The 21,355-nt window shown below is 35.5% G+C and carries 18 protein-coding genes and 1 tRNA gene; 14 read left to right on the forward strand and 5 right to left on the reverse strand.

Annotated features, from left to right (window positions below):
* Positions 1 to 10: 10 nt before the first annotated feature.
* Positions 11 to 1,408 carry an ATP-binding protein gene (locus tag COMX_RS02665; protein WP_051461810.1) on the forward strand — a complete coding sequence of 466 codons (1,398 nt, stop codon included), beginning with the start codon at positions 11 to 13 and terminating at the stop codon, positions 1,406 to 1,408.
* Positions 1,409 to 1,415: 7 nt separating this feature from the next.
* Here the strand turns inward: COMX_RS02665 and COMX_RS02670 are convergent, their stop codons facing one another.
* Complete coding sequence (locus tag COMX_RS02670) at positions 1,416 to 2,036, reverse strand: outer membrane protein assembly factor BamE (protein WP_051461811.1); 621 nt, start codon at positions 2,034 to 2,036, stop codon at positions 1,416 to 1,418.
* Between the two features lie 173 nt (positions 2,037 to 2,209).
* Between COMX_RS02670 and COMX_RS02675 the strand changes: the two genes are divergently transcribed.
* The 7 genes from COMX_RS02675 (at position 2,210) to COMX_RS02705 (ending at position 6,406) form a co-directional block, all read left to right on the forward strand.
* Positions 2,210 to 2,695, forward strand: a complete 486-nt coding sequence (locus tag COMX_RS02675) for a DUF177 domain-containing protein (RefSeq protein WP_161631841.1) — start codon at positions 2,210 to 2,212, stop codon at positions 2,693 to 2,695.
* Positions 2,696 to 2,895: 200 nt separating this feature from the next.
* Entirely contained in the window at positions 2,896 to 3,099 is a 204-nt protein-coding gene (gene rpmF / locus COMX_RS02680; protein WP_034336703.1) for a 50S ribosomal protein L32, read from the forward strand.
* Positions 3,100 to 3,206: 107 nt separating this feature from the next.
* On the forward strand, positions 3,207 to 4,268 hold the full coding sequence (plsX, locus tag COMX_RS02685; RefSeq protein ID WP_051461812.1) for a phosphate acyltransferase PlsX: 1,062 nt from the start codon (positions 3,207 to 3,209) through the stop codon (positions 4,266 to 4,268).
* Positions 4,269 to 4,304: 36 nt separating this feature from the next.
* Complete coding sequence (locus tag COMX_RS02690; RefSeq protein WP_034336706.1) at positions 4,305 to 5,282, forward strand: beta-ketoacyl-ACP synthase III; 978 nt, start codon at positions 4,305 to 4,307, stop codon at positions 5,280 to 5,282.
* Between the two features lie 67 nt (positions 5,283 to 5,349).
* Positions 5,350 to 5,664 carry an integration host factor subunit alpha gene (locus tag COMX_RS02695; RefSeq protein ID WP_034336709.1) on the forward strand — a complete coding sequence of 105 codons (315 nt, stop codon included), beginning with the start codon at positions 5,350 to 5,352 and terminating at the stop codon, positions 5,662 to 5,664.
* 3 nt (positions 5,665 to 5,667) lie between these two features.
* Positions 5,668 to 6,276 carry a MerR family transcriptional regulator gene (locus tag COMX_RS02700; protein WP_051461813.1) on the forward strand — a complete coding sequence of 203 codons (609 nt, stop codon included), beginning with the start codon at positions 5,668 to 5,670 and terminating at the stop codon, positions 6,274 to 6,276.
* 56 nt (positions 6,277 to 6,332) lie between these two features.
* Positions 6,333 to 6,406: transfer RNA gene (locus tag COMX_RS02705), tRNA-Pro, on the forward strand.
* Between the two features lie 22 nt (positions 6,407 to 6,428).
* Here the strand turns inward: COMX_RS02705 and COMX_RS02710 are convergent.
* Positions 6,429 to 7,538 carry an AI-2E family transporter gene (locus COMX_RS02710; protein WP_084051498.1) on the reverse strand — a complete coding sequence of 370 codons (1,110 nt, stop codon included), beginning with the start codon at positions 7,536 to 7,538 and terminating at the stop codon, positions 6,429 to 6,431.
* Between the two features lie 13 nt (positions 7,539 to 7,551).
* The gene (locus COMX_RS02715; protein WP_034336711.1) at positions 7,552 to 9,663 is read right to left on the reverse strand and encodes a S9 family peptidase; all 2,112 of its coding nucleotides are present in this window, start codon (positions 9,661 to 9,663) and stop codon (positions 7,552 to 7,554) included.
* Between the two features lie 866 nt (positions 9,664 to 10,529).
* Between COMX_RS02715 and glf the strand changes: the two genes are divergently transcribed.
* The 3 genes from glf to purU all read left to right on the forward strand — a co-directional run bounded on the left by glf (position 10,530) and on the right by purU (position 14,216).
* A complete protein-coding gene (glf, locus tag COMX_RS02720) occupies positions 10,530 to 11,684 on the forward strand; it encodes a UDP-galactopyranose mutase (RefSeq protein ID WP_034336714.1) in 1,155 nt (384 codons plus the stop codon).
* Between the two features lie 609 nt (positions 11,685 to 12,293).
* The gene (locus COMX_RS02725) at positions 12,294 to 12,941 is read left to right on the forward strand and encodes a hypothetical protein (RefSeq protein ID WP_034336716.1); all 648 of its coding nucleotides are present in this window, start codon (positions 12,294 to 12,296) and stop codon (positions 12,939 to 12,941) included.
* A 402-nt stretch (positions 12,942 to 13,343) separates the two neighbouring features.
* Positions 13,344 to 14,216: a formyltetrahydrofolate deformylase gene (gene purU / locus COMX_RS02730; protein WP_034338803.1), complete on the forward strand. Its 873-nt coding sequence runs from the start codon at positions 13,344 to 13,346 to the stop codon at positions 14,214 to 14,216.
* A gap of 68 nt (positions 14,217 to 14,284) precedes the next feature.
* On the opposite strand, the gene COMX_RS02735 is transcribed toward purU, so the two are convergent.
* Together COMX_RS02735 and COMX_RS02740 are read right to left on the reverse strand one after the other, a co-directional pair.
* Positions 14,285 to 15,289, reverse strand: a complete 1,005-nt coding sequence (locus COMX_RS02735; protein WP_034336717.1) for an acyltransferase family protein — start codon at positions 15,287 to 15,289, stop codon at positions 14,285 to 14,287.
* 115 nt (positions 15,290 to 15,404) lie between these two features.
* The gene (locus tag COMX_RS02740; RefSeq protein ID WP_034336719.1) at positions 15,405 to 16,253 is read right to left on the reverse strand and encodes an NUDIX hydrolase; all 849 of its coding nucleotides are present in this window, start codon (positions 16,251 to 16,253) and stop codon (positions 15,405 to 15,407) included.
* Between the two features lie 124 nt (positions 16,254 to 16,377).
* On the opposite strand from COMX_RS02740, the gene COMX_RS02745 reads away from it, so the two are divergent.
* The 3 genes from COMX_RS02745 (at position 16,378) to fusA (ending at position 20,886) form a co-directional block, all read left to right on the forward strand.
* On the forward strand, positions 16,378 to 18,204 hold the full coding sequence (locus COMX_RS02745) for an ABCB family ABC transporter ATP-binding protein/permease (protein WP_034336721.1): 1,827 nt from the start codon (positions 16,378 to 16,380) through the stop codon (positions 18,202 to 18,204).
* 149 nt (positions 18,205 to 18,353) lie between these two features.
* On the forward strand, positions 18,354 to 18,656 hold the full coding sequence (gene rpmB / locus COMX_RS02750) for a 50S ribosomal protein L28 (RefSeq protein ID WP_034336724.1): 303 nt from the start codon (positions 18,354 to 18,356) through the stop codon (positions 18,654 to 18,656).
* A 142-nt stretch (positions 18,657 to 18,798) separates the two neighbouring features.
* Positions 18,799 to 20,886 carry an elongation factor G gene (gene fusA, locus COMX_RS02755; RefSeq protein ID WP_034336726.1) on the forward strand — a complete coding sequence of 696 codons (2,088 nt, stop codon included), beginning with the start codon at positions 18,799 to 18,801 and terminating at the stop codon, positions 20,884 to 20,886.
* Positions 20,887 to 21,355: the final 469 nt, after the last annotated feature.

Here is a 21,355-nt window from a genome sequence, read left to right on the forward strand (position 1 = left end):
GGATTATTAAGTGTTTGAATATTTTTTTCGTCATCGACGGCGCGTTTCCAAAGAACAAAAAATAGCTGTTGATCGTAAAGTGCGAAGGTTTTTGCCACGTTCTTTATTGGCACGTTCTTTGTTGATGATTTCATTACCTTTATTTATTACACAAGCTATTTCTCTAGAACTATTTTACGGAACTTTTTTAAGTACAGTTTCTCGTAGGTTAACAGATTCAGTTAGTGGAGAGATAAGTTTCATTGTTCAACAATATTCTACAACACAGTCAGTGGTATATCACTCAGCACTTTTGGATCAATCGCAGCAATCTTTACAATTAAATATAAAATGGCTGGCAAATCAGAGTATACAAAGTAAATCCAATTCTAATCCGATAATTTTAGGGCCTGTTGACGAGTTACTAGATCGAGGGTTAGATGATCGTCTTAGTGTCCCCTTTAAAACTGATTGGCACAGTTATAATGATCAAGTTGTGGTTTCTGTACAATTAAAACAAGGGGTTTTAGAGTTTTTAGTACCAAAGAAAAAACTTACTGCTGGTTCTGTATGGTTATTTGTCATTTGGATTGTCGGTAGTGCAATCCTTTTGTTTCTTATTACTGCAATATTTGCATGGGTTCAGTTTCGAGCTATTCGTCGTTTGTCTAAATCAGTTGAGAAATTTGGCAAAGGAAGAGATCCAGGAACATTACATCCTGTGGGTTCGAAAGAGCTGCGTAACGCTGCAGAATCGTTCAATGTTATGAGAGAACGGATTCTTCGTTTTGTTAAACAAAGAACTGTCATATTAGCCAGTGTTTCTCATGATTTACGTACTCCTTTAACACGGTTACGGTTAAGTTTAGCTATGTTGCCGCAAAAAGGGATGATTAATGCTGAGGATCAAGCTTTAGATATTGCAGAGATGGTTACAGATATCGAAGAGATGGAACAGATGATTTCTGGTTATCTTTCATTTGCACGAGGCGAGGGAACAGAAGAGCTTCAAATGACAGATATGGTGCAGCTAGCCGAAGATGTGGTAGCTGCAGCGTATCGATTGGGAACACAATTTTTATCTGCTGATATTCCTGCAAATATACCCGATATGATGGTCAGAGTAGGAAGTATACGAAGAGTTCTTGCCAATATTCTAGAAAATGCAAGACGTCATGGAGGGCAAGTCAGCTTTGCTGTTAGAGAAAAAGATAGAGGAATCTTTTTTATAATTGATGATAACGGCCCAGGAATTCCAGAAGAAAAACGCGAAAGTGTTTTTATTCCTTTTGAAACAGGTAATAGTCAGAAAGGAACAGGACTTGGTTTGGCTATTGCGCGAAATATAATCCAAGGTCATGGTGGTGACATTGAATTGCAAAACAGCCCACAAGGTGGGCTGCGCGTAATTATTTTTATTCCTAATTAAAGAAATATTATCTGATTGTATTACCGGAACTTCCAATACCGCCAGCGGTATTAGGATTGCTAGCAAATGGTCCTGAACTATTGTTGGGCCCAAAGGTGCTGCCTAAGCCCATAGCACTTAGAGGAGAATACTGTCCGATATTACCTAAAAGTTGTTGGAAAAAGTTTGTTTTAGTTCCAGGTGTTGGGGTAACTTCGGAAACCATTCCTACAGGTTTAGCATCTTTTTTTCCGAGATGTTGTATTTTTTGTAAAGTACCATTTTGATCAAAATATAATGACAATACCTCTTGTTTGGTAATTCCAGGATATGACAAAGGAACTAGTCGTGTCATCATAGAAATATAAATCCAGTTATTTGGATCAAACGTTGCATAAGCCGTAGGAGATCCTAATATATCAACGACGTCTGCTTTACTTGTGCTGCCGACTTGCAAAGATTTTAAATCTTCCTTACCAATAATGTTTCCTCGAGGAAGTGGTGGTGGGGAAAAAATAGAACAAGCAGACAAGGTCATTCCAATTGAAAGAATAGAAGCCAAACAGGCACCTTTTCTTGCTTTACGAAAAGAATGAAATCTTGATTTAAACGACGGAGCAAGAGGTTTCTTATTGAAGCATGGTCGCATGATTGATAAATATTCCTCGAGATTTGGATATAAAAAAAATACCTGTTATAAAAATGCGTATTGTAGTTTGAATAAAACTTCAACAAAAAAAAACATATGAAAGCATAAAAATGAAAGCATGTTGCGAGTTTTCAAGGAAATTACAGATCAGTCAGATTCAAAAAAAACCATTAATGATTAAAATTGAGGCTGATGAAGAGGAAAAAAAGGCTTTGGCAGAACGTTTTTCAATCCCTAAATTACATTCATTATTTTGTATTTATCAATTAAAATATTATCATGGTAGGCAAGTGCGTGCGAAAGGGGAAATAAAAGCATTGATCACACAAAATTGTGTTATTTCTTTAGAGGACTTCTTTGTTACAATTCATGAATCGTTCGAGCTTCATTTTATTCCTAACGATGATCTTAAATCAGAATTAGAGGAGATTGATGATCCAGATATCATTCCTTATGAAGGTGAAGTGATTGACTTAGGTGAAGTCACAGCTGAACAATTAGCACTATTTTTGGATCCATATCCGCATAAAGAAATTTCTGATAATCCTTTGATTATTAACGATAATGATGAGGATATTAATTCTACAGAAAGAGTGAAAGAAAATCCATTTAAGGTATTAGAGCAATTGAAAAAATTGAATTCTGATAAAAAGAAATGATGATTTTATACTTATCTGCTTGTCATTTTGAACAATAAGGGATATTAACCTTGATGAAAAGTAAAATTACAGACGATATTTCTTTATAACTTGCATAAAAGATTATTATCTGTTAGGAAACTCGTTTTAATTTGAATAGTTTAATACATATCGAACAATTTCAAAGTTGTTCGATAGTTGGGAAAGGTTAGGGGGGACTAATGGCTGTTCCTAAGAGAAAAACATCACCTTCACGTCGTGGTATGCGTCGTAGTCATCATGCATTACGTACAGAAGCACATGCAGAATGTGCAAGTTGTGGCGAGTTGAAACGCCCTCACCATGTTTGCAGTCACTGTGGCCATTATGATGGACGCGAAGTCGTTGCAGCTGGTAAAGCACTGAAAGTTGCTGTTCGTCAGTAGTTTTATAAGGAAACCCTGTAAAACATGTAATTTGATGAGATTAACTTTAACAATTGTAATTGTATAATTTTATTAGAGTAATGCTTTACAGGAGTAAGCTATAAATTATGAGCTCAGAAGCAGAAATTCCAAAAGAAGATCAATATGATCTCGTTATTGATGCAATGGGGGGTGATCAAGCCCCTGATATTGTTATCAAAGGATTGGATTTTACAGCGCTCCGTCATCCAAATATAAAAATATTATTGATAGGTGATGCAACAAAGATTGATCCTTTGTTGCATCAATATCCTAATGTTTCGGCTGTTTGTACACTCAGGCACACATCTGTATCTATTCCAATGGATATGAAACCGACAACCGCTTTGAAAATACGGGATTCTTCTTTGCGTATGGCAATGGAAAGTGTTGCTAAAAAAGAATCTAAAGGTGTTGTGTCTGCTGGTAACAGTGGTGCTATGTTAGCTTTAGCTCAGATTATTGTCAAAACGATGCCTGGTATTGCTCGCCCAGCAATGGCTGCTATTAACCCAACAGCTAAAGGGGATGCAGTCATGTTGGATTTGGGCGCAAATGTTGCTTGTGATAGCCGTAATCTTGTTGATTTTGCTATTATGGGACATGCTTTTGCCAAAGCAGTTCTTGGGCTCCCGCATCCAACAATTGGTTTGTTGAATGTTGGTTCAGAAGAGTTGAAAGGTGATGAGCGTTTGCGCGTAGCTGCTGATGTTTTGCGCAATAGCCCTTTATCTGATCAATTTTATGGGTTTATAGAAGGCCATGACATTACTGCCGGAACCACGGATGTCGTTGTTACAGATGGATTTACAGGGAATATAGCGTTGAAAACAGGTGAAGGGGCTTTAAAGCTCGTCTTTCACTTGTTAAAGCAAGTTTATACTTCAGGCGTACGTGGCAAACTAGGTTACTTGATGGTTCGGCCAGGTTTAGAGCGTATGAAAGAATGGCTTGATCCACGCCGTTATAATGGCGCTGTATTTGTGGGGCTTAATGGGGTTGTGGTAAAATCCCATGGTGGGGCAGATGAAGTTGGTTTTGCATGTGCAGTTGATGTTGCGATGGATATGATCAGTCATGGTTTTCATGAAGAAATCTTGGCTGGATTGTCTAAAGTTAATGCTGTAAAAGATACTAATCAACAATCATAAATTATAGATAATCAAATCGGATTTTAGGATAACTAGATGGCATATTGTTCACGCTTAATAGGATTTGGTGGGTGTTTGCCAGAAAGAATTGTAACAAATCAAGAGTTATCAGAAACAGTGGATACATCTGATGAATGGATTCGTGAAAGAACTGGTATCCATCAACGCCATATTATTTCAGGAAATGAAACCTGTACATCTCTTGCTGTTAATGCCGCCAAACAAGCAATGGAATACGCAGGGTTAACTGTTGACGATATTGATGCGATTATCGTTGCAACTTGTACACCAGATCAAGTATTTCCAACAACAGCAGCGAGAGTGCAGCAAATTTTAGGAATTAAAAAAGGCTTTGCTTTTGATATTTCCTCTGCATGTGCAGGGTTTGTTTTTGGGTTATCTGTTGCAGATAATTTTATTCGTAATGGTCAAGCTAAAAATGTTCTTTTAATTGGTAGTGAGGTTTACTCACGTATATTAGATTGGTCAGATCGTAGAACATGTGTTTTGTTTGGTGATGGTGCAGGGGCTGTCATACTGAGTGCCGAAGAAATTCAAAATACGGCTAAACAAGATAAAGGCATATTAGGGGTTTATTTACATACGGATGGTTCTTATGGAGATCTTTTGTATGTTGATGGAATACCTTCGAGAACAGAAGATTCTTGTTTTGTAAGAATGCATGGTCAAGAAGTGTTTCGTCATGCTGTAACTAAACTTTCTGAAGTTGTAGAAGAAGCTTTGAAAGCAAACAACCTACAACACGAAGATATAGATTGGCTTGTTCCTCATCAGGCTAATTTAAGAATTATTGCAGGGATGGGAAAGAAATTACATCTTTCTTCTGACCGTGTGATTGTAACCGTTGATCGTCATGCAAATACGTCTGCAGCCTCAGTACCACTTGCTTTAAATGAAGCTGTGCGTGATGGCCGTATTCAAAAAGGCGATTTAATAGTTATTGAAGCTTTGGGGGGAGGATTAAGTTGGGGATCGTCCTTAATTCGGTTATAGGAAAAAAACCTTTAAAGCTGATTATGATTTTGTTAACAACTTTTAATTATTGATTATTTGATAAATTATGCAAACTTTGACACGTGCTGGATTAATAGAAAAACTTTATAGCCATGTTGGCCTTTCACGCAGTGAATCAGCCAAACTACTGGAAGATGTACTTGAAAAAATTATTTCGACTTTGGAAGGTGGTGATTCGGTTAAAGTAAGCGGATTTGGAACCTTTTCTGTTAGAAGAAAAGGTAGTCGCGTTGGACGAAATCCAAAGACTGGAGAAGAGGTGGTTATTGAACCGCGATTGGTTTTAGCATTTCGTCCTAGCCAAATGCTTAAAAATAGTGTTAATGAAGGTATGATGAAGAAAGCTGCTCGAAAGGGTTAAAAGATGACGAATAGCACCTCTACTGTTTCTTCTAGTGAAGTAGAAGAAGAATTCTTGGATAATATCGAAGATAATTCTGATATAGAGGCAGAAGGGGTGACTAAGAAACACCCAGGTGCTTTTCGTACAATCAGTGAAGTAGCGGAAGAGATTCACGTCCCACAACATGTATTGCGTTTTTGGGAAACGCGGTTTAAACAAGTGCAACCCGTAAAACGTAGTGGTGGGCGGCGTTATTATCGCACCGAAGATATTTCTTTGCTACAATATATTTCAGAGCTTTTATATACTCAAGGGTATACAATAAAAGGTGTTCAACGTCTTTTAGAAGAAGATTTTTCTAAGTTTAACACCAAAAAAACTGATATAGATCTAGAGTTGCAAAACGAAAATGATATTGATGTCTCAAGCTCTTCTATAGCTTCTCAAGAAATGCCACCAGAGCAATCTGAAGAGGCTGATATGAATGATGAAAAATTATCTCCAAAATCAGTAGCAAATACTTTGGAAGTCACACGCCTCAAAGAAGAAAATAAACTTTTGATTTATTCTTTGAAAACTATTTTAAGTGAATTACAAGAGTTAAGAAAAATAATTGCTGCTGAATGTTAGTTTTTTGTTGATTATCGCCATATAGGTTGCTATATGGCTTTTAACTTGTCATTAAACGGGCAGTAGCGCAGCCTGGTAGCGCATCAGTCTGGGGGACTGGGGGTCGTGGGTTCGAATCCCGCCTGCCCGATATCGTTTAATGACTTATTAAATCAAAGACGCGTTTTTTTGCTTGTCGTCCAATTATACCATAACATCATTAATGCTGCCATGATTGCTGGCCCGATAAATAGACCAATCATGCCCCATGATTCTAATCCTCCTAAGATACCAATTAATACCCAAATAAAAGGTAGCTTCGTTGATCCTCCGATTAATGCAGGGCGAATAAAGTGATCTGCGATAAAGACAATGATACACCCTATCACAACAACACTGATTGCGGCGAAGGAGGAGACTTTTAACAGTGCAGTAATAGCGACAACTGCAATGGCAATTAATGGACAAAAGGGTACCATGGCAGCTATGGCTGTCATAATTCCAAACAGGGCTGCATGTGGAATGCCAACAAAATAATACGTAAATCCTAGAATAACCCCTTGACCTAATCCCACCAAAACCAGACCTGAAACTGTGCCATGAACAGAGGCAATCATTTGTTTGGCAATGTTTTCTCCTTGTTGCCCAAATAAACGTCGTGATCCAAGCAAGCATTGTTTTACAACGCTTTCTCCATCCTTAAAGAGAAAAAACAATGTGATGATAGCAAATAGAAATTGCAAGCCTCTGTGGAATAATTGCGTCCCAATTTGTTGAGTGACGTAGACACCATGACTTAGATGTAAGTTCGATAGCAAATTAGAAGCAGATTGTGGATCTGCAAGATTCTGATTCCACCAACTAATTATTGTATCTTGTGCAAAAGGCAAGTTTTGTAGCCATTGTGGTGGAGAAACCCCTTCATGACTGGCATGAATAATCCACTCAAATGATGCTTGTATATCTTTGGTAACTTCAACGGCAATAATCGTAAAGGGAAACATAAAAAGTAATGTAATTACAAGAGCGAATAGTAATGGCAATATAAAGTCTGGTCTTTTATAAGGCCAAATCTGTTTGACTTTGACATAAAGTGGCCAGCACGCAATGGCAAAGATAATACCCCAAATCAAAGACGGCACAAATGCACGAATAGTATATAAACCAAACAAGAATAAAATAATGGTTAAGCAAGTTTGGGCAATAGTTTGATTATGGATCTGTTCTGCACGGCTCAATTGTCGTGTAATATTCAGATCTGGATCTTTGTTATTAAGAGGCATAGTGTACCTTTAATTAAATTTGATTAGATTGTTTAGAATGAATCGTTAAAAGAGCAAACGCTTGAATAAAAGCAGCCTCTTTAAGGGAATCGTATCGTCCCGCCGATCCTCCATGCCCAGTATCCATATTAATTTTTAAGAGTAATGGAGCATCAGAGAGATTATGCTCTCTTAATTTAGCAATCCACTTTGCAGGTTCCCAGTAGGTTACCCTTGGATCAGTTAACCCACCAATAGCTAATATTGCAGGATAGTCTTGTTTCTTTATGTTATCATAAGGAGAGTAACTGGCAATATATTTATATGCTTGTTCGTCTTTAATGGGATTACCCCATTCTGGCCACTCTGGAGGGGTTAAGGGTAGAGATGTATCAGACATGGTGTTTAACACGTCTACAAAAGGAACCACGGCCACGATCGCGGCAAATAGATCTGGACGCTCATTGGCAATATAACCCATTATCATTCCTCCAGCAGACCTGCCATCAGCAACAATATAGCCAGCTTGTGTATAGTTTTGTTCAATTAAATAATCAGCACAACATATAAAATCAGTAAAACTGTTTATTTTATTAAATTTGCGCCCTTCTAAGAACCAATTCCAACCTTTTTCAGAGCCACCGCGCACGTGAGCAATCGCATAAATCCATCCTTGATCCATATAATTTAGTGCATTATTCGAAAAAGTTGGATCAATAGCATAACCATAAGAGCCATACCCATAGAGTAAAACTGGTGTTCTACCTTCTAATTTTATATTTTTACGATATGTAAGTGTTATGGGAATTTTTACACCATCTGAAGCCGTCGCCCACAAACGTTTAGTTTTATAGTCTTTAGGATTATGACCAGAGGGGATTTCTTGAAGCTTAAGTGTTTTTTGTTCCCCTGTGCGCATATTATAGTGATACCAATGTCGTGGAGTAGTAGGGGATTGATAGCTGTAACGCAACCATTCGGATTGATTCGTTAAAGTTTTATCTATGGATAAAGTGAAAGCTTCTTCAGTGCCTAATACTGGGGTTTCTTCGCCTTCTTTATTGGTAATAATAAGGCGAGTGTTAACGTCATGGCGTTCCAAACGAATAAAATAATCTTGATAGGCAATCATATTCATAAGATATATTTGAGGATCATGTTCTACCCATGATTGCCAATAGTCAGAAGATAAGTTCGCTTGTGATAAATTTTGTGTGTTGGGTATGGGAAGGCGCATCAGTTTAAAATTATCTGCTGCGTCTAGGTTAGTTTTGATAATAAAATGATGTTGCCAGTCTGTTAACTCATATTGAATACCAGATTGGCGGGGCATAACGCAAATAGGATCAGCCGTTGGCGTTTTCGCAGAAATGAGCCAAGTTTCGTTTGTATCATGATCATTAGCTGTAATAAAAATCCAGTTATTAGAGAGGCTGCGCTCTAAAGAGAGGAAAAATCCAGGATCTTTTTCTTCATAGATTAATATATCATTTCCAGAGCAAAGTTCATGACGGTAGATTTTGGTGGGGCGACCATGTTCGTCTCTATAAATCCAGAATAGATAAACGCCGCAAGGTGAGAACGTAAATTGTCCTGCACAGAGAGAGATTGTTTGAGGTAAAAGCGTATTTGTATTTAGATCTTTGATACGAATATCCCAAATTTCAGAACCCTGGGTATCTTCTGCATAAGCAAGATGCTGATGAGTAGGGCTGTGTTCGATATAACCGACTTTGTAATAGTCTGTTTTTGTTGCTTGTAGATTAGGGTCTAGAATAAGTTGTTCGGCAGGACTATGAATAGATCTTCGGTAATAGGTTTTATATTCGTTTCCTTCTTCATAGTGAGAAAGATAAATCCAATCGCCATCTTCTAATTCTGGGCTATTATCTTTGGCAACAATACGATTTTTCATAGATTGAAAGAGGTTTTCTTGCAAAGGTTTGGTTTGTGCAAGATAGTTTTCTGTAAAGTTGTTTTCTTGTATTAAATAGGTTTCTATTTCTTTCTTAAGATATTTTGGATTATGTAACACTTCTTGCCAATTTTCATCCTTGAGCCAAGCATATGCATCTGTGCGTTGATATCCAAGTTGTTCGATCTGCTTGATTTTCTTTGATGTTATTGGGGGCAAGAGTGATGTCATAAGAGGGGTTAATCCTTCAATAAATATAAATAAAATGATGTGAGAATAAAGATATTTAACTTTGTGTTCTTTATACTAGGATAATCCTTAATTGAAAATAAAACTATAATGATAAAGTGTAAGAAAATTGGTTAAAAAATTATATTTTTTGTTGTAAGTTGTATAGTTCTATTGTTGTTTTTTATGCCTACTTTATTAGAAGAACTATTATATTCTTCAATAAAATCAAAATGTAAAAACCAAGAAAGCTGTATGATGCGTTTGCACGAAATAACGCCATTTGAATGGGATAAAGCTTATTTTTTGAAAGTAAAAGTTCATATTATATAAATATTGATAAGATCATAGGGGATTAACCTAGAGTAAAACAAGATGTTTTAACGATATTAGTTGTCTTTACTAAAAAAGATAAAATCGTAAATGAAGACATTTTTGAAGTTATTTGTAGTGACTATTATCATATAGGTTTGCTTCTTTTCTTTCAATTTTCTCCGCGTAAAACTGTGGATATCAATTTCTTTTTAAGTAAAGAGAAACTGAAAAAGTATAATTATTAAAGAAATCTTGACAATCTTGGTAATTCAGTAAATGTTTTATATTATGAAATGACACCACAAAACGATTAATTGTGGGCAAATTGTCAAACTTTTTATCTTCGTGCAGCTGGCAGTAGAGTAGAAGAAATGCAGTGTGTGCTCGGTTTAACCAATTTAAATCAGGTTGTTTTATTTAATTCCAAGGTACATAAACAACTGAAATAGAATTTAGTTTATAGATAGAGTAATTTTGTAATGATTAGTATGCTAAAATTCTAATATTTGTTATAAGAAAAAAATTGGCACTTTGTAGAGAGTTAAAGAGAGATAATGGAAAATAAAAAAATACTTATCGTTGGTGCAGGCTTTTCTGGTGCGGTTATTGGGCGTTTGTTGGCCGAAGATGGATATGATGTTCATATTATTGATGAACGTAATCATACTGCTGGGAATTGTTACTCTGAGCGTGACGAAGAAACTGGGGTGATGGTGCATACTTATGGTCCGCATATCTTTCATACTGATAACGAAGAAGTTTGGAATTTCCTTAACCAGTATGCTGAAATGATGCCTTATGTAAACCGTGTAAAAACGACAGTAAATGGACAAGTATTTTCTTTACCGATTAATTTACATACGATTAATCAATTTTTTCATAAAACATTCTCACCAGATGAAGCAAAAGAATTTATTGCTGGTAAAGGTGATGTGTCTATAACAGAGCCAAAATCATTTGAAGAGCAAGCGTTGAAATTTGTGGGTAAAGAGTTATATGAAGCATTTTTCAAAGGTTATACTTTGAAACAATGGGGATTGTATCCCTCTGAGTTGCCAGCTTCAATTTTAAAACGTTTACCAGTCCGTTTTAATTATGATGATAATTATTTTAGTCATAAATTTCAGGGTATGCCAAAGGATGGATACACTGTCATTATTGATCATATTTTGGATCATCAAAATATTACAATTTCATTAAATACCAAGTTTGATAAGGCAGACCAAACCAAGTATCGCCATGTATTTTATAGCGGTCCATTGGATGCTTATTTTGATTATCAATATGGACGTTTAGCTTATCGTACTTTGGATTTTCATAAATTCACCTATCAAGGTGATTATCAAGGTACAGCAGTGATGAATTATGGAGAAGAAAGCGTTCCTTATACTCGTATTACCGAGCATAAATATTTTGCACCATGGGAAAACCATGGTGATTCAGTAATGTATAAAGAATTTAGTCGTTTATGTACAGAAAAAGATCTGCCTTATTATCCTATTCGTTTGGTTGGAGAGATGACACAGCTAGAACAATATGTTGATTTAGCCGAAGCTGAAAACAATGTTACTTTTGTAGGACGCTTAGGAACATATCGTTATTTAGATATGGATGTTACAATTGCAGAGGCTTTAAATACTGCCAGAATATTTTTAGAAAACATTAATAAAGATAGAGAAATGCCGGCTTTTACGGTGAAAATGAAATAATTATGATTTTTAAAAAAATGAACTTATTATCAAAGCTTTCAAAAGCTATATAGTTTTATTAAACTATATGATTACTCTTCAAATCCAACTTGGGGAGTAGTCAATGCTGCAGCAACAATTTTTGATATTCGCTCAAAAGTGCCGTATCACTGCTAAGTTTTAATGAGCACCGTAGAAAAACTTATATGAGTGCATTTGAAAAGTTTAAAGGTGAATTTGATTGGCTTGTATATTTAGATGTGGCTGTTCCAAATGGCGATGATGTTATATCAATCCGCATCAATTTGCAGTGTTGTGGCAAGAGCTATACAAAGATGAACCGTAGCAGCACAAGATTAGTCCGTTGCTGTTAAAAAGGATTACGCCTTTCTTAGTAAAGAACATTATATTGAACAATTAAACAGTAGAAAGGATATACATATATCTAATACTGGGATAGGTTTGTTTAATGCTTGTAATACAAGTGATCTTTATGAGCTAATAAAATTGAAGCGAATTAATGCTTTGTATGCTTATATTTATAAAATATAACATTGAACGTCACTTGAAATTATAGAAAAAATCAAAGAAGTTAAGTTAAATCAAAACAAGTTAAAAGAACGAGATGTAATGTCGGAAAAAAATGCAATTCATGAAAACAAAGAAGACTCAAACCAAGCTTTTACTCCTACTAAGATAGAAAAGGTTTCAATTTATCAAGTCGATACATTTTTTTTAACTAAAGTCGTTGTTGATAAAAAGAATGGTAGGCTAGCTCATACCAGTTTGCATGATGGTTATGAGGATGTATTACCAGTAACATTTTTCACTATTGATAGCAAACCAGAGTATATTTTCTTAATTGTTTTAAATAATTTTATGCCTATCTATCAAGCTGGAGAAATAAGAGCTTCTAAAATTCTTGCATATAAAAAGGTAAAAATGGAGTCTGACGTTTTTGCACTACAAAACCCTCTTACTCTAAAAATTGTTACGTTTAAAGAAATAGCTGGTGATGACTTAATAGCGTACACAGAGTGTGATCGTGACTGGACTTTACAATGGGAAAGTTTGCAAATAATAAGTATTATGGATGTAATGGATGGGATATTGTTCGATATTGCTCAAGTAATTGTTGATTCTGATTCCAAAAAATCTGAAAACAGTGCATTAGACGCGGATTTATATGCAGACGCTTTTCTAGCGGGATTATCTACTCTTGACAGCGATCAGGCAAAACGTTTTTATATAGAAAACAATATTATAATATACCCATAGCTCCAAAAAGATCAAACATTGAGTTTATAAAATGATGCATAATAATGATAAAAAAATTGCTGTGGTTTTTTAAAGATGGGGCTTTGGATTTGCCACCTTAGATTGCTTGATATACTTTAGTTATATAAGAGAAAAATTCTGAATGAATAAAAGAAGTCATAGATATTGCTTCATTATTTTTAAATCAGAAAATGTAAAGTCCCATATAGGGTTTATTTTCAACACAGGCAAGGTTCTGTATATTTAGACACGGTAGAGAAATTTCTTAATAAATTCGAATAGATTTTGTTCATTTAACTAAAATAATATTTTCTAAATGCCACTATGATAATTACTGCCATGTTTATTAAAAATGTGTATAATTACCGATCAATAAAAATTAAAAAAGCAAGCTATCAACAAATGACAAAAGTTAACGGTATTATTGAGTATGTACTAACCCTCTCTTGCCCAGATCGACCAGGAATTGTGTCGGTGATTTCAACAGGGTTATTTGAGGCGAAAGCAAATATCTTAGAATCTCAACAGCATGACGACCCATCAGGACGTTTTTTTATGCGGGTTGTTTTTGCTTTGCAAGATCACGATGAAACTTATGAATGGTTGCACGCGCGTATAGAGGCGTTAGCTTCTCAATTTAATATGACTTGGTCTTTACATAATCGCTCAAAACGTAGGCGTGTGATGCTGATGGTATCTAAAATGGATCATTGTTTGGTCGATTTATTATATCGTTGGCGGATAGGTGAGTTGCCGATTGATCCCGTGGCGATTGTTGCGAACTATCCAAAAGAGGAATATGCACATATAGATATGAAAGATATTCCATTTTATTATCTGCCAATTTCTAAAGACACAAAAAAAGAACAAGAGCAACAATTATGGGATATTATTAAGGAAACGCGCTCTGAGTTAGTGGTTTTAGCGCGTTATATGCAAATCTTATCTTCTGATATGGTAAAAAAACTACCTGGTCAGTGTATTAATATTCATCACTCTTTCTTACCTGGGTTCAAGGGAGCAAAAGCTTATCATCAGGCCTTTACGCGTGGGGTAAAACTGATTGGTGCTACGGCTCATTATGTGACCGAAGATTTAGACGAAGGCCCTATTATTGAGCAAGATGTTGAAAGGGTCAGTCATCGTGATGTGCCTGATGATTTGGTACGCAAAGGACGTGATATTGAACGTCGTGTATTGGCTAAAGCCGTTCGATATCATGTAGAAAACCGTGTCATTTTGAACGGCAGTAAAACGGTTATTTTTGCAGATTAATTAAAGTGATAATGGTCAGGCATCTTTTGATTTTTGCAATAATGCCTAACCATTAAAATTGAACAGTTTCAGACTGTTAATTTCGATTTAAATTTATAAAATATTTTTGATATAGTTGTATAAATGAACATTAAAATAAATGATGCTATAAAAGTAATTATTAAGTTAATACAAAATAAACAAATTAATTTATAATACCAAATCATATTAAAATCTTGGTCTATAAAATATAGAACAGAAGCACCAACTCCTTGCCCAGCATAGAAAAATATAGCTTTATTTCCTACGAAATTAAGAAGTGGTATTTTCTTGTTGGAGTTACAAAACATCACAAGAAAAATAGAAACCATTGAGGCTATTATATAAGGCAAGTTAGTAGGAAATTTTGAGGATTGCAGGTCAAAATCATTAGGGTGATAATAGATCATCGTTAGAAAAATACATAATGATAGTATGGATAAGAGAGGCCAGAAAATTTTTCCTCTATACTCGTAAACATAATAACCAAATAGCATGACTGAGGTATAAAACAATAATCCGTTTACACTTGATCCCATGAAATGAAGATTGATGCTGTATAAATGATTATAATGTAAAACATAGTAAATTATTGAGATCGGGATTAAAAATAGGCTTGTTTTTCCTATGGTTTGAATAAGACCACAAGATGCTATTAGTGCCGAGCAATACATAGGAACGAACCAATAAGATCCATCAATAACCCGCAATCTTGTAACGATTGCGCTATTTAAGGTTATTGATTCAAGAATATGTTGAAAATCAAAGTGTCCCAATATTAAATTAATAAAAATAACCACAAAGGTGAAGAAATAAATCAGTTTAAATATCTGTTTAACAGGATTAAGTCGTTGAGATAGACGAAGGGAAAATCCAGCTAAAAGAAAAAATATAGGAACATCAAAAAATAAAGCAATATTCCTCATATAATCTGGGATATAATGTCTGCCACTCCAAAATACGGTATGAATAAAAATGATGGATATTGTTGCAATACCTCTAAAATTATCCACACTTGCGTCTCTGTTTGAATGGATAGTTTGATTTTTGGTCATATTTTTTAAAAGCTTCGTTATCAGGTAAGTAAAACTCTTTTCTATTATTGTATGAATAGGAAAGATAAAGTGAGTGCTATATTTGGTTAGTTTTGCATAGAAGTTAGAGTTTATATCAAGGAAATAATTTTCCTCTTAACCCGATTTTTAACATTTGTGCATTGGCTGATTTAGCAGAAATAACACCCAAACGTAAAAATAAATCGATTAAAACGAGATTAATATTAAACTTAAAATCATTAGTATCGCAAACACGCCTATAAACATCTTCAATTTTCATTAACTCAAATCCGACAACTTCTCCGTCATTGGGTGTGGGTATGAAATCTTGCGGTAGCCATAAATCATAACAATATAAGACATCTCGACGCAAACCTTCAGGGCGAATCATGCTGTAGGTTACCATGCTAGTATATTGAGCCTGAATAATTAGCTGATGAGGAATATTAGCTTCTTCCTCGGCCTCTTTGGCTAAGGCACTTTGATGAGTATGTCCTGCAGGAATACCTCCAGCAACGATATGATCAAGTTTGCCTGGATCAAGACGCTTATGTGGGGATCGTTTAGCAACCCATAGGTAGGTATCATCTCCATCCTTGACCAGGCCATTCAGATGAACGCCTGTGCCGATAAAACCCAAAGAGGGTAAAACAGCACGATCAATTTGTCCGATGGGCTTTGCATGAGGAGAAGGATAAACGTCAAACAATTCATGCATAGTTTGAACAAGCTTATCTTGAATTATTTTTTGACCCAAAGATTCTAAACTTATTGTAGGGGGTAGAGTGTTAATTTGATCATCAGCTTTAAAGATACCATACTGATATAGGGTGTTTATAAACTCTGGTTTAACCCATCCTATAATTTGATCATTTGCTCTGAAAGGTAGAAAATCTTTGTGTAAATGTGCAGTATTACACTTTTCTATATAGTTTAATAATGTTTTAAAATCAGTGGCTTGCATTAATAACCTTTGTTATTACATGAACTGTAATGATTTAAATAATTTACAAGAAAGACGTTATTGTCTGTATTTAAATTTTATATTCTTCTAGTATATATTTTTTTACAACAATTAATAATTGAATATGTCAAGATACTCTAAATTCCTTTTTTCTGCCAAAGATAGTAATCGATCAGGCTGGTCAACTTTGCTTGAGCTTTTATCTTATCTGTGGCCAAAGCATCAACCCATGATGCGTTTACAGTTGGTTTTTGCAACTCTTTTAATGGTTATTGCCAAAGTATCTGCTTTGGGTATCCCGTATCTTTACAGTAAAGTTGTCGATGTTTTGTCTAAAACAGATGGGCAAAATTTAATTTATATCCCTTTATGGCTTATTTTAGGGTATGGGCTTATTCGAATTATATCTAGTCTATGCTCTGAACTCAAAGATACAGTGTTTGCCCCTTTGCGTTTTCGGGTAATGCGCACCATTACACTCAGATGTTTTGAGCATATGCATAACCTTTCATTAAAGTTCCATTTAAACCGTCATACAGGTGCTATTACCCGAGCAATCGAACGTGGAAGTGAAGGGGTAGAGACTATTTTAAGAGTGGGGGTGTTTAGTATTGTCCCGACCTTAATCGAAGCTCTGATGGTTTTAATTGTTATCGCAAATTTATATGATTGGCGATATACAACGTTAGTTTGCATTGCTATTGCAGCTTATTTTTTATTCACAATTTTATTTACATCTTGGCGTATTCAAATTCGTCGACAAATGAATGAAATTAATAACGAGGCTAATAACCGTGCTTTGGATAGTTTACTAAATTATGAAACTGTAAAATATTTTGGTAATGAAGCACATGAGATCAAACGTTATGACGAATCTCTTGCACGTTATGAAAAAGCTTCAATCACAACACAAATGACTTTAAATGGTCTCAATTTTGGACAGTCATTTATTATTGCAACGGCGCTTACCTCTGTGATGATCCTTGCTGCCCATGATATCGTGCAAGGTAAGTTTTCTGTTGGTAAATTTGTGCTGATTAATACTTATTTAATGCAATTATATCAACCATTAAATTTCCTTGGAAGTGTGTATTCAAACCTCAGAAAATCGATTGTAGATTTGGAAAATATGTTTTCTTTGTTATCTCAAGATTCTGAAGTCGATAATCGAGAGCATACTCAGCATTTACCAGCCAATTTATCCGAGGCTGGGCCTGCTAGTATCAAGTTTCGTGATGTTTATTTTGGTTATGATGAAGATCGAGAAATATTACACGGTATAAGCTTTGATGCCAAACCAGGGAATCAGGTAGCAATTGTAGGACCAACCGGGGCAGGAAAATCAACAATTAGCCGTTTGCTTTTTAGGTTTTATGATGTGAATTCTGGCTCTGTGATGATTGATGGTCAAGATATTCGTGAGTATACGCAGTCTAATTTAAGGGCTGCAATTGGCGTTGTACCACAAGATACAGTCCTCTTTAATGATACAATTGAATATAATATTGCTTATGGTCGTCTTGGATGCAGTAAAGAAGAAATAGAACATGCTGCAAAATTAGCACAAATTCATAATTTTATTCAAAGTTTACCTGATGGATATCAGAGTTACGTTGGAGAGCGTGGATTAAAGCTATCTGGGGGGGAGAAGCAGCGTATAGCGATTGCCCGAGCTATTTTAAAGAATCCTCGTATTTTAATCTTGGATGAAGCAACAAGCGCATTAGATAGTCGCACAGAGCAAGAAATACAGCAGGCTTTGGATAGTGTTGCCAAAGGAAGGACCGTCGTGACTATTGCGCACCGTTTATCTACAATAGTTCACTCTGATTTAATCCTGGTTATGATAGATGGTAAAATAAAGGAGCAGGGAACGCATGAATTCTTACTTGCAAAAAATGGTTTTTATGCCAGTATGTGGGCAATTCAAGCAAAACAATCTGATGAATGATTTTATTTTATAGAATTTTTCCAGATTTTGATGTAAATACACTTAAGACCCTTGACTAATACCGCAATTTTAGTCATTTAGAACATATTAAGTATTTGTTATTCTTGCCGAGCATTCGTGTGTCGGCTTTATTATCTGAGGATAAACGCATGTCTCGCCGTTGCCAAATTACAGGCAAAGGTGTGTTGACAGGAAATAATGTCAGTCACGCCAACAATAAAAGCCGCCGTCGTTTCTTGCCCAATTTGCAAGATTACTCTTTGTTGTCCGATATTCTAGGACAATCAATTCGTTTACGTGTAACAAACCATGGTTTGCGTACTATTGAACATAATGGTGGTTTGGATAGCTTTTTGTTAACAACACCGAATCGCAAACTTACAGAAGAAGCAATGGTGATTAAACGCCGTATTCTTCAAGCGCGTAATAAGAAAGAAGCTGTTACAGCTTAATTCTTTACTTAAAACTTTATAGAAAAAAGCCCTCTTTAATAATTATTTATTGAGAGGGTATTCTTGTTTATTATCGATTTGATACGAATATCTTGAATCTTATTAAAATATCGTATCTTTCATCGTTTGTGGAGGTTTTCCTTTGTCCGCCCAGTCTGAACTTTCAAAAATCCGTAATATAGGTATTACCGCACATATTGATGCAGGTAAAACAACAACAACTGAACGTATTTTATATTACACTGGTGTTTCTCATAAGATTGGTGAGGTTCACGATGGAAACACCACAACCGATTACATGGATCAAGAACGTGAAAGAGGGATTACAATTACCTCTGCTGCGGTGACTTGTGAATGGAAAGATCATCGTATTAACATCATTGACACCCCAGGCCACATCGATTTTAATATCGAAGTAAATCGTTCTTTGCGTGTTCTTGATGGTGCTGTATTCGTTATTGAAGGTGTTGCTGGTGTTCAGCCACAATCTGAAACGAACTGGCGTTTAGCTGATCGTTATAATGTTCCACGTGTAATTTATATTAATAAATTAGATCGTACGGGTGCTAATTTCGATTATGCATTCAGCACATTAAAAGAAAAATTAGATATTATTGCAATTCCATTGCAATTCCCAATTGGAGCTGAAGAAAATCTTCAAGGTATCGTTGACCTTGTAGAAATGAAAGCATTGATCTGGGAAGGTGATGAGCTCGGAGCGAAATTTAACGTTGTAGAAATTCCTGAAGAGTTAAAAGAAAAAGCTGCTGAATGGCGTCAAAATTTGCTAGATACAGCGCTAGCTGTTGATAATTCAGCAATGGAAGAGTATTTTGAAAACGGTGATGTTTCTGTTGAAGTTCTAAAGAAATGTATTAAAAAAGGTACAATTTCTGGTGAATTCCGTCCAGTAGTTTGCGGTTCTTCATTTAAAAACAAAGGGGTTCAACCTTTGTTAGATGCAATTATTGATTATTTACCAGCTCCTGATGATGTTGAAGGTATTCGTATTGCACCTCCAGAGGATGAAGAAGTTGATGAAAACACATTGCCAATTATTCCTGTTGATCCAGATGGAAAATTTGCAGGCCTAGCATTTAAAATTATCAATGATAAATATGGTTCATTGACCTTCGTTCGTGTTTATCGTGGTGTATTACGTTCTGGTGATACAGTGTTGAACACAACACACGGTCATAAAGAGCGTATTGGTCGTATTTTCCAAATGCATGCTGATAAACGTCTTGAACTTAAAGAAGTTCATGCAGGTGATATTGCTGCATTTGTTGGATTAAAAGATACAAAAACTGGTGATACGCTGGCTGATGGTTCTGATCCTGTTATTTTGGAACGTATGCAATTCCCAGTTCCTGTTATTGACATTTCTGTTGAGCCAAAAACAAAAGAAGCAGTGGAAAAAATGACACTTGCTTTACAAAAATTGGCTGCTGAAGATCCATCTTTACAATTGAAAACAGACCAAGAAACCGGACAAACCATCCTTTCTGGTATGGGTGAGCTTCATCTTGACATTATTATTGATCGTTTACGCCGTGAATATGGTGTTGATGCGAATATTGGTGCGCCTCAAGTTGCTTATCGTGAAACGATTACTCAACCTCATACTGAAATTTATACCCATAAAAAGCAATCTGGTGGTGCTGGTCAGTACGCTGAAGTAAAAATTATTTTCGAACCTACCGAACGTAATGAAGGTATTATTTTCGAAAATAAAATTGTTGGTGGTTCTGTGCCAAGAGAGTATATCCCAGCTGTTGATAAAGGGATTAGAAATCAGGCATCTTCTGGTGTTCTAGCTGGCTTCCCAACTGTTGACTTTAAATTTACATTAGTCGATGGTAAGTATCATGACGTTGACTCTTCAGCATTGGCATTCGAAATCGCTGGTAAAGCATGTTTTCGTGAAGGTATGAAAAAAGCTGGTCCAGTTATTCTTGAACCAATTATGGATGTTGAAATCACCACACCAAATGATCACGTTGGTGATGTGGTGGGCGATCTTAACCGTCGTCGTGGTATGATCCAAAATCAAGAAACAGCAGGCAGCACCGTTATGGTTCGTGCTTATGTTCCTTTGAAAGAAATGTTTGGTTATATTTCTGATCTACGTTCTATGACCAAAGGGCGTGCATCATTTACAATGCAATTCCATCATTATGATCCAGTACCTCGTAATGTTGCTGATGATATTATCAGTCAATCTGCATAAAAGATTAAATTGATAGTTTAATTTAAAGCGAATGCCTGATTGGTATTCGCTTTTTTTATGATTACTTAATTTTTAAAAATAGATAATATCAGCTTTAAGTTAAGATATAAATATCAAGTGATTTGATGTCTTTGAAGGGCTTCGTGAAAGCCTTGCTGTTAGTGTTTTATTGAGTTCATCTGGTTGGACTAATAATCGTCCATTTATTGGTGCTTGTTTCAGAGTTGTGTATTTTTATTATGACAGGATTTATTCTGTCATATGTGCATTCTTCAGAAAGTTTTATAAAGTATTTTCTTACGAGATTAGCTCGATTGCGGTTATTGATGTTCGTTTCGACAGTTTAGATGGTTTTGTTCTGTAAATATAACCAAAATCATGCGAAACATTTGTACATAAGCTTCAAATTTCTCGTCTTTTGGGATATATCAATTTTCCGCTTTATTTATTGCATAGTTGTGTTGTTATT

Origin of the sequence: Commensalibacter papalotli (ex Servin-Garciduenas et al. 2014) (assembly GCF_000527695.1) — a bacterium.
Classification (GTDB): Bacteria; Pseudomonadota; Alphaproteobacteria; order Acetobacterales; family Acetobacteraceae; genus Commensalibacter; species Commensalibacter papalotli.